The following is a 9,436-nucleotide window of genomic DNA, read 5'->3' as shown; positions in this document are numbered from 1 at the left end:
ATGACCGATTTCGACCTGCCGACGCTCGAACATCGCCTGCGTGAACTGGCCTTCCTGAACTCGGGCGTGATCCTGACCCTGCGTGATGAACGCAGCGGCGATCCGGTCGAAACCAAGCTGCATTACGAGGGCGGCATTCGTGCCTTTGTCGAATATCTCGACCGCAACAAGGTCCGCCAGATCGAAGAACCGATTAGCATTGAAGGCGAAAAAGACGGCATCACCGTTGAAGTCGCCCTTCAGTGGAATGACAGCTATCACGAAACCACGCTCTGCTTTACCAACAACATCCCGCAGCGCGATGGCGGCACGCATATGGCTGGCTTCCGTGCTGCCCTGACCCGTCAGATCAACTCCTATGCGCAGGAAAGCGGTATCGCCAAAAAGGAAAAGGTCGCCCTTTCCGGTGATGATGCCCGTGAAGGCCTGTCTTGCGTGATTTCGGTCAAGGTTCCCGATCCGAAATTCTCATCCCAGACCAAGGACAAGCTGGTCTCGTCCGAAGTGCGTCCGGTGGTGGAAAACATCCTCAATGACAGGCTCGCCCAGTGGCTTGAAGAACATCCCCAGGATGCGCGCAAGATTGTCACCAAGGTGGTCGAAGCCGCATCTGCACGTGAAGCAGCGCGCAAGGCACGCGAACTGACCCGCCGTAAGGGTGCGCTGGATATCTCGTCGCTTCCGGGCAAATTGGCAGACTGTCAGGAACGCGATGCGTCCAAAGCCGAACTGTTCATCGTGGAGGGTGATTCCGCAGGTGGATCGGCCAAACAGGGCCGTGAACGTGGTTTCCAGGCCATCCTGCCGCTGCGCGGCAAGATCCTGAACGTTGAACGCGCGCGCTTTGACAAGATGCTTTCAAGTCAGGAAATCGGCACGCTGATTACCGCCATGGGCACCGGGATTGGCCGTGATGACTTTGACATCGAAAAGGCCCGTTACCACAAAATCATCATCATGACTGACGCCGACGTCGATGGTGCGCATATCCGAACCCTGCTTCTGACCTTCTTCTATCGCCAGATGCCCGAACTGGTCGAACGCGGGTATCTTTACATCGCCCAGCCGCCGCTCTATCGCGCCAAGCGCGGTAATTCGGTCCAGTATCTCAAGGACGACCGCGAGATGGAGCAATACCTGACCGCACAGGGCACCGAGGACGCCGTTCTTACCCTTGCCGATGGTCAGCAGCTGGCAGGCCCGGACCTGGTCCGTGTCGTCGAGCTGGCGCGCAAGGCCAAAGGCTTCCTTGAGCCGCTGTCGATCAAGCTGCCGATCTCCGTGCTTGAACAGGCCACCCTTGCCGGTGCGCTGAACCCGGCATTGCTTGATGATGATGGCAAACGCCTTGAAGCGGCCGAAACGCTGGCCAAACATCTCGACAGCCTCGAAGAAGACTATGACCGTGGCTGGCACGGCGAAGCCCCGATGGACGAAATCGTCCTCTGGCGTATGCTGCGTGGTGTTGAACAGCGTCATATCATCGATGGCAATATCCTGCGTTCGGCAGAAGCCCGCGCGATTGCCGGCATTCTTGGCGATCTGCGTGAACTGTTTGAAAAAGGCGCGCAATTTGTTGCCAAGGACAAGACCTGGAAAATCAATGGCCCGGTCGATCTGGTCAATGCAGTGATGGAATTCGGCCGTCGCGGCATTTCCGTCCAGCGCTATAAGGGTCTGGGGGAAATGAACCCGGATCAGCTTTGGGAAACCACGCTGGATCCGAACGTCCGCTCCCTCCTGCAGGTAAAAGTCAACCACGCAGACGAGGCCGAGGAAGTCTTCTCCACCCTCATGGGCGACATCGTCGAACCCCGCCGCGACTTCATCCAGTCAAACGCACTCAAGGTTGCAAACCTTGATGTATAAGCGGTGATGTCTGTGTGAATTGACTCATAAAACTTGAATGGGCAGAGTAAGTTCAAACAGATGATTTGTACTTACTCTGCCCCGTTACTATCCTCTACGTTTGTTGCATTCAGGCGCAAACGTCCAACGTGTTGTGATCTGTCGTCCCCCAGCGCCATTAAGAAACTGATTCCGCGTCGACTGCTCTTGGTTTTGGCCGGGGCCGAAACTTGTATGTGGACGATGTTCGATTGTGACCCCCATAGTGGCAAGGCAACAAGTAGCCACAGATTAGCGGGGGCAGGCGCCGTGTTTCAGATCGCCGTGTTGGCGGATGCCATGCGTTCCAGCAAACTGGTTTGTTTGTCGAGGGACAACCGAAGGTCAAAGTGATCAACAATCGTTTTGCGGGCCCTTTTACGCATTATGCCCAGACTGTTTTGTTGTGTCAGGCAAGAGGTCATCCTTGCTGCCAATGCGTCGCTGTCCCAGAAATCGGTAAGAAATCCGTTCTGCCGATCGCGGATCACGTCATGGCAGGGGCCTGTGTCCGAGGCGATGACAACTGCACCGCACGCCATGGCTTCAAGCACGGACCAGGACAACACAAACGGATATGTAAGGTAAACATGCACCGAACTGATCTGGTAAAGCCGGATCAACTGGTCATGCGGAATCTGGCCCAGAAAGTGAATGCGGGATGGATCAATCCCGGTTTCGGCTAACATGACCTCACGCCACTTCCGGCCATCGGGGCGTGGCTGTCCGTAACTGATCCCGTCACCGCCAGCGACGACAAAAACAGCTTCCGGATTTTCTTCGGCAAGCTTCGCGGCTGCACGCATGAAAGTTGGAAAGCCGCGATAGGGTTCAAGGTCGCGCGCAACAAAGGTGACCACCTGATCGCAGGCGGTCAGAACCCGACCATCAGGCAAGGTTAAACTGGCCTGCGGATTTGGTTGGCAGCGGTGGGTATCAATGCCGTCGTGGCAGACCCCGATCTTGTGGTGATAAGCCGCCGGAAATGCTGATTTTTGCCACTTGGTCGGGCTGATGGCGGCATCAAGCTGATCAAGCGTTGTCAGCTGGGCCGCATTGCGCAGGCGAAGCTGCGTACGTTTCGCCAGCGTGATTTCATCATTGGGATCAAAGCCGACATCGCGCCCGCTGGCGTGATAGTAGTGCTCACAATATCCGATTAAGGGCGTGATTGGCAAAACGTCGCGGGCAAACATCATGCTGCCCCAGCCGATATGGCCATAAACGATGTCAGGTGCGCCTTCCTCACGCACGAGACTTTCAAGGGTTCTGGCGGTCTTAAGTCCCAATTCCTGATGGTATTGCGCAAATGGTGTGGCAGGTGGCGGGGACGTTACCGGCTGCCGGAGTGTCCGGATACCGGGCAGTCGAACATTCATGGCTTCGCACAGGAAGGAAACCTGCCATCCGGCATTGGCCAGATGGCAGGCAAGATGTACAAACTGTCCCGGTCCATGGCGATGAGCGAGGACAATCTTCATCGTCTGTTTCGGGCCTCCTGGACTTCGACCGACCCATGGATGGGAACACCTCCGTATCTGAGGGTTTGTGTCCAGAATTCTTCCAGTCTGCGCAAGGTGCGCAGGGCCGTTTCCATTTCCTGCTGGTCTTCGAGATTGTTGGTCAGGGCATCGTGATATTCTTCGTGGAACTCATGCAATGCCTGACAGAGTTCATGACCCTTTTCGGTCAACTTCAATCGAGCAGAACGCCTGTCGCGTGCCATGACCTGGCGTTCGACATAGCCCGATTCTGCAAGCTGTTTAAGATTATAGGACGCGTTTGAACCCATATAGTGGCCACGATCAAGCAGATCGCGCACCGAGAGTTCATCTTCGCCTATGGTGAAAAGCAGCGCCACTTGCGCCGGGCTGATGTCATCCTTACCGAGTCGAATGAGATCCACCCGTAACAAATCCGCAAACCGCCGATAAATTCGCTCGACGGTATTTGCTAGTTCAAGATGTGTGACGGTCATGAGTTTCGATCCGTTATCTGGTCCCAAGCGAGAGTTGATGCCAAGGCACAAATGCCCTGACACAAATTTCGTATTGGGGAAGATAACAAGACGTTGTTCTTGAACGGTTTTTCCGAACGCCTATTTCTTCCCGCAGATTTGCTCGTTATCAGGAAGTAATTCTAAAGTATTTTTATTTTTGAATTACTTCCATTGTTAATGTTTTTACATTGTCTAATCATCAACATGAGATCGACATATTTAAATTTATTGTAGATCATCATGTCATCGCAACTATGTGATTAGATTGCGGAAAAACTATGACTTTTGCCTAATTGGATGATTTTCGATGCAATTTCGCCGCAAAAAGCTGGCAAATCCTAAGAATTCGACCGAAGCCCGGCCCGAACTTGATGCGCGATCGGTCATCCGTGAAGCGCGCTTTACATTCGTGCGCGGGCTGGGATGGGCCGGTGTGATGAGTGGCTTTATCAATATCCTTCAACTTACCGTGCCGTTATTCATGCTTCAGGTGCATGATCGCGTAATCAACAGCCAAAGCACCGATACCCTGCTTTTGCTTCTGGTGATCGCGGTTGCGGCGATCATCCTGTATGGCATCCTTGATTTCCTGCGCGCACTTGTCTTTCAGGAAATGGCAAAGTCGCTTTTGCGGCGATTGAACCTGCCGGCAATTTCGGCGGCCATGCGTGTGGCCCTGGAAAAGGGATCCCTGCACGGGACCCAGGTCTTGCGCGACCTCTCTGATCTGCGCAACTTCATCACCGGCAACACCATCGCCGCCCCGCTTGAGGCAATCTGGTCACCGATCTTTCTTTTCGTGATGTTTGCCTTGCACCCCTATTACGGCATCGCCGGACTGGTCGCGGTTTTGACCTTGATCGGGTTGAGTCTGCTGGGTGACTTGATGGTCCGTCAGGCCACGAAGGAAGGAACAGACGCCAATCTGCGCAATATCGGCGATATCGGATCGACAGTTTCGAACGCCGAAGTGATTGAGGCAATGGGCATGATGCCAGCACTCGCCTTGCGCTGGCGGCAGGCGCAGATCCATGCCAGCGAGTTGCTTGATGTTGGCAATATGCGCAGCAAGGGCATGTATTCCATCACCCGTTCCGCCCGCTTTGGCATGCAGATCATTGTTCTGGCGATGGGGGCTTACCTTGTCATTCAGGGCGAAACCACGCCCGGTGCCATGATCGGCGGTACCGTGATTATGGGACGACTGTTGCTGCCGTTTGATAATGTCACCCGCGACTGGCGGGCATGGGTCGGCGCATTTTCATCTTGGAAACGCATCCGGTTGATGCTGGAAGAAAGTCAGTCCGAACGTGAAATCAAACCAACCCCGCGTTCCGAGGGACCGCTTGTTGTGGATAATCTGGTTTATGCGGTGCCGGGATCAAACGTTCCGGTGTTGCGCGGGATCAGTTTCGAACTGCTACCCGGCGAAATTCTGGGTGTGGTTGGGCCGTCAGCGGCGGGCAAATCGACGCTTTCAAGATTGCTGGTCGGGACAACCAAGCCCGCGACAGGGGGGGTCTATCTTGATGGGCACAATGCCTATCTCTGGGAGCGCGGATCATTTGGCGACATGGTTGGCTATTTGCCACAATCGGTATCGCTGCTGAATGGGACGATCCGGGAAAATATCAGTCGCATGCGCGATTCCAGCCCCCGCAAGGTAATCGAAGCTGCCCGTGCGGCGGGTGTTCATGAAATGATCGGACGCTTGCCGTTGGGCTATGACACGCCGATTGGTGCCGGACGACATACGCTGTCGGGCGGACAGCAACAGCGTATTGCTTTGGCACGTGCACTTTATGGCTGGCCACGTCTGTTGGTGCTTGATGAACCCAACGCCAATCTTGATGCCGAGGGCGAGGCGTCCCTGATCCGTGCCGTGCGGCAAGCGGCCGACTCTGGTGCAATGGTGGTGCTGATCGCTCATCGTCAAAGCATTATGCAATACGCCAACAAGCTTCTCGTCATGCAGGATGGGCGAGTCAAACAGTTCGGCGAACGAACAGATGTGATCCGTAATCTGTCCAATGAAAGCGACGACATCAAAAGCCTGCCCCCGGTAAAGCGTAAACACGAAAACGGAGGTGCGGCATGAACCGGGTCATTAACCTTGATGAGGGCGGTACAGCACTACCGGCCGAGGAACCTCAAGTCGCTTGGCATCAGATACTGTCTGAAGAACGTGAAGCGTCGCGACAAAGTTTGCGCAAGCCGATCATGGCTGGCCTGTTCGTCATTATTCTGGGGTTTGGCGGGTTTTTGACATGGGGGTTTACCGCCGAACTGGATAGTGCTGCTGTTGCAACCGGTTCGGTGATTGTCGATTCAAAAAAGAAAGTCGTTAATCACTATGAAGGCGGTATCCTCAAGAAGCTTCTGGTCGAGGAGGGGGAAAAGGTCACCGCAGGCCAGACTCTTGCGCTTCTGGATGGTACCCGCAGTGAATCTGAACTGGGTCAGTTGCGAGGCGAACGATTTGGCTTGATGGCCAAGCTTGCGCGTTTACGTGCAGAACAGCGCGGGCAGGAAAACATAACGTTCTCCCAAGAGCTTCTCGCCAGCGAAGAGGACTATGTCAGCGACATCCTGAACGATGAAAAACGCCTGTTTGCCAAACGTCAGGAAGTATATGCCGCCAAACGTGATGCACAGGCCAAACAAATCGAACAGTTTGAGGCCGAAGCAGAGGCTCTGGTGTCGCAGATTGACGCACGTACCCGTCAGGAAAAACTCGTCGCCGAGCAACTCAAAGGGATTCGCCAACTCGCCGAGAAAGGTTTCGCCACCCGTACACAACTGGTCGAGATCGAAAACAACTGGTCAGACCTTGTCGGCGATATGGGCGAGTTCAAGGCCCAGCGCGCAGCCGCTCAACAGCAAAAGGCCGAAGCCGAGATCAATCTGGCCTCGATTGAAATGGAATGGCAAAGCGACATTGCGACCGAAATTCAGGAAGCCCAACTTGCCCTGAATGATGTCACACAGCGCATCCGTGCGAGCCAGGACGTGCTCGACCGCCTCGAAGTGCGGGCCCCCCAGGCCGGAACAGTCGCCAACATCCAGATCAGAACGCCTGGTGGTGTCATCAGTCCGGCCGAACCAATCATGGACATCATTCCCGAAGATGAACCGCTGGTGATCGAGGCACGCATCAACCGTCAGGATATCGACTCGGTTCAGGTTGGATCAAAGGCGCAAATTCGTCTGACCGCCTACAGTCAGCGTCGATTGGCGCCGTTAAACGGCGAGGTACGCTATGTTGCGGCGGACCAGACAGTCGATCAGGAGCGCGATGCTTCCTATTACATCGTGCGTGCGGCCATTGATCCGGCCGAACTGGAAAAACATGACGACATCAATTTGCGCCCGGGGATGCCGGCCAACATTCTTGTTTTGAAAACCCCGCGTAAGGCCATCGATTACCTGATTGATCCCATCACACAAAGCATGGAGAAGGCCTTCCGCGAAGAGTAATCCTCCCCCGCGAAATGCGTTTCCAACTCAGGGCCTTTTCGGTTTCTCGCCGGATTGGCCCTTTTCTTTTCAAGTATAGATCGAAATTTGAAACAAATAAAAAATAAAGTAGAAGTAGTATTAATCAAATAAATGTAATTGATTTTGAAATAGGTCATAATGTTGACAAAATAAAAACACGACAATACCCTCCAAAGACAAAGTAAAAAAATATAGGGTTTCTGAGTGGTCGTTTTCCACGGGCTCAGAAGGTCTAGAGGGAACGGCCATCCTCTCGCGAGGGAAACATCCCCGCGATGTCAACAACGTTGGGACACGAAGGAGGATTACATGGCAACTCTCGAAGGCGGCGCCTTTGATGATGCGCTTCTCGGATCTCGTTTCAGTGACGTCATCTTTGGACGTGGCGGAGACGATACAATCTTCGGACAAGGTAACGACGACGTGCTGTTTGGCGAAGAAGGCAATGATGTCTTGTTCGGCGGATCGGGCGACGATGTTGTGCTTGGTGGCGAAGGTGACGATGTCCTGTTCAGTGGATCGGGTGACGATGCGCTGATCGGGGGCGACGGTAGCGACCTGATGATGGGTGGCTCCGGTGAAGATGTTCTGTCAGGCGGGGCGGATTCCGATCGCCTGCTTGGCGGTTCAGGCAATGACGTTCTCGACGGCGGATCAGACAGCGATCTTCTGATCGGCGGTGCAGGCGACGATATCGTTCTCGGCGGTGGCGGAGACGATGTCATGCTTGGCGGTTCTGGAGACGATGTGCTTCAGGGCGGTGAGGGTGATGACCTGATGCTCGGTGGCGCCGGGGACGATGTCCTCGAAGGCGGTGCTGGCGATGACATTATGGCTGGTGGTTCTGGCGGAGACACCTTCGTGTTCTCTGGCGGCGGCGGTAACGACGTCGTTCTGGACTTCCAGGCAGGTGACGACATGCTTTCCATTAGCAGCAACATCAATGACACCGGCATCGAAAGTGCCGATGACGTGGCTGCCCGTGCAACGCAAGTCGGTACCAACACCGTCATCGATCTTGGCAATGGGGATTCCATTACCCTCAACAATGTCGATGCCGAAGACGTACAGGATGATCCGGACAGCTTCTTTAGCGTCCAGTAATCCGCTGGCGGCGTCCGCAGCTTCGGCTGCGGACGACCCGTCCTGATCTTCAAGTAAGCGAAAGATTGTCATGCTTGAATTTGCCTCGTCCGATGCAGTGCGGACGACGGGCGAAGCGCCCGGTGTTTGCCTGCTGAACCCTGATACGTTGTTGCTGAGTTGGGATACGCCCACCCGTTTGTGGGAAGTTCCCCAGCTCGAAGCAGTTGGTGGTGTTGCGATTTCTCCGCAGGCGACATTGCGGTTGCCGCTTGATGGCGGCGGGACCCGACTGCTGCGCGTCATCCGCCGTCCGAAGGATGAACCGATAACGATTTTGGCCGAGGCCGGAACGCTTGGGCGAAAAGACGAGATCACAATAGACCCCGATGGTGATTTTGAATTTGCCAGCGCACCAACGCTCTTGAATGGCGTAACGCCCGCCGGGCGGCTTTCGCTGGTATCGACCCTTTTGGGCATGTGGGCCAGCCTGTTTCGAATGCGGCGGTCCAAAAGCTACAACAGTTTTCTGCTTCAGCTTGTCGCCGAAATTGTCGATCGCCCAAAGCCGGCTAAAGCCGTGGCCAAGCTTTCTGGTGACAAGATACTGCTGGCCACAGCATTGCCGCATGCCGTGAATGATATCGAGGCGGTCTTCATTGTCGCGCCTTCGGGGTTCAAGCGCCTCACGCAGCTTCCCCATGTCAGCCAGACCGGGCCGCGCGGGCAGAAGCTGGTTTACATGATCGCTGACCGGCCAGGCAACGCTTCAGGGGCCTATCTGGTTGTGACCGGTGTTCGCACCCTTGCCATTCGCCATCTGCCCGATGCGTCGACCCTGCCATCCCTGGCACGCTGGTGGCAAACACAGGGCAAATCAGATGCAGATTTACGCGAATATATCATTGGGTCGCTTGCCCGTGCCGATATGAGATCCAGTAAGGCCGCGATTGAATTCCAGCTCCGCTG

6 protein-coding genes and 1 pseudogene are annotated in these 9,436 nt (G+C 55.0%); 5 read left to right on the top strand and 2 right to left on the bottom strand.

Features of this window, described 5'->3' with window-relative positions:
* Window positions 1-1,869 (top strand): DNA gyrase subunit B (locus B2R48_RS05730; protein ID WP_296998687.1); only part of this gene is annotated, 1,869 nt, incomplete at its 5' end.
* A gap of 293 nt (window positions 1,870-2,162) precedes the next feature.
* On the opposite strand, the gene B2R48_RS05725 is transcribed toward B2R48_RS05730, so the two are convergent.
* Window positions 2,163-3,368, bottom strand: coding sequence for a glycosyltransferase (locus B2R48_RS05725; protein ID WP_296998685.1), 1,206 nt, complete (start codon window positions 3,366-3,368; stop codon window positions 2,163-2,165).
* Window positions 3,365-3,865 carry a MarR family winged helix-turn-helix transcriptional regulator gene (locus B2R48_RS05720; RefSeq protein WP_296998683.1) on the bottom strand — a complete coding sequence of 167 codons (501 nt, stop codon included), beginning with the start codon at window positions 3,863-3,865 and terminating at the stop codon, window positions 3,365-3,367. Before B2R48_RS05720 ends, B2R48_RS05725 begins: the two co-directional genes overlap by 4 nt.
* Window positions 3,866-4,193: 328 nt before the next feature.
* Here B2R48_RS05720 and B2R48_RS05715 point away from each other — a divergent pair, with 328 nt between their 5' ends.
* From B2R48_RS05715 to B2R48_RS05700, 4 genes and pseudogenes are all read left to right on the top strand, one after another.
* Window positions 4,194-5,984, top strand: coding sequence for a type I secretion system permease/ATPase (locus B2R48_RS05715; protein ID WP_296998681.1), 1,791 nt, complete (start codon window positions 4,194-4,196; stop codon window positions 5,982-5,984).
* Window positions 5,981-7,363 (top strand): HlyD family type I secretion periplasmic adaptor subunit, encoded by a 1,383-nt coding sequence (locus B2R48_RS05710; protein WP_296998679.1) that lies wholly within the window; start codon window positions 5,981-5,983, stop codon window positions 7,361-7,363. The genes B2R48_RS05715 and B2R48_RS05710 overlap by 4 nt, the downstream gene beginning before the upstream one ends.
* A gap of 330 nt (window positions 7,364-7,693) precedes the next feature.
* Window positions 7,694-8,488: a calcium-binding protein gene (locus tag B2R48_RS05705; RefSeq protein ID WP_296998677.1), complete on the top strand. Its 795-nt coding sequence runs from the start codon at window positions 7,694-7,696 to the stop codon at window positions 8,486-8,488.
* Between the two features lie 70 nt (window positions 8,489-8,558).
* A pseudogene (locus B2R48_RS05700) lies at window positions 8,559-9,436 on the top strand (glycosyl transferase); the annotation flags it as partial.

Source organism: Thalassospira sp. UBA848, from assembly GCF_002295455.1.
In the GTDB taxonomy this organism is placed as follows: domain Bacteria; phylum Pseudomonadota; class Alphaproteobacteria; order Rhodospirillales; family Thalassospiraceae; genus Thalassospira.
The sequence above is the reverse complement of the archived record's forward strand: the minus strand, read 5'-3'. Positions and strand labels throughout refer to the sequence as shown.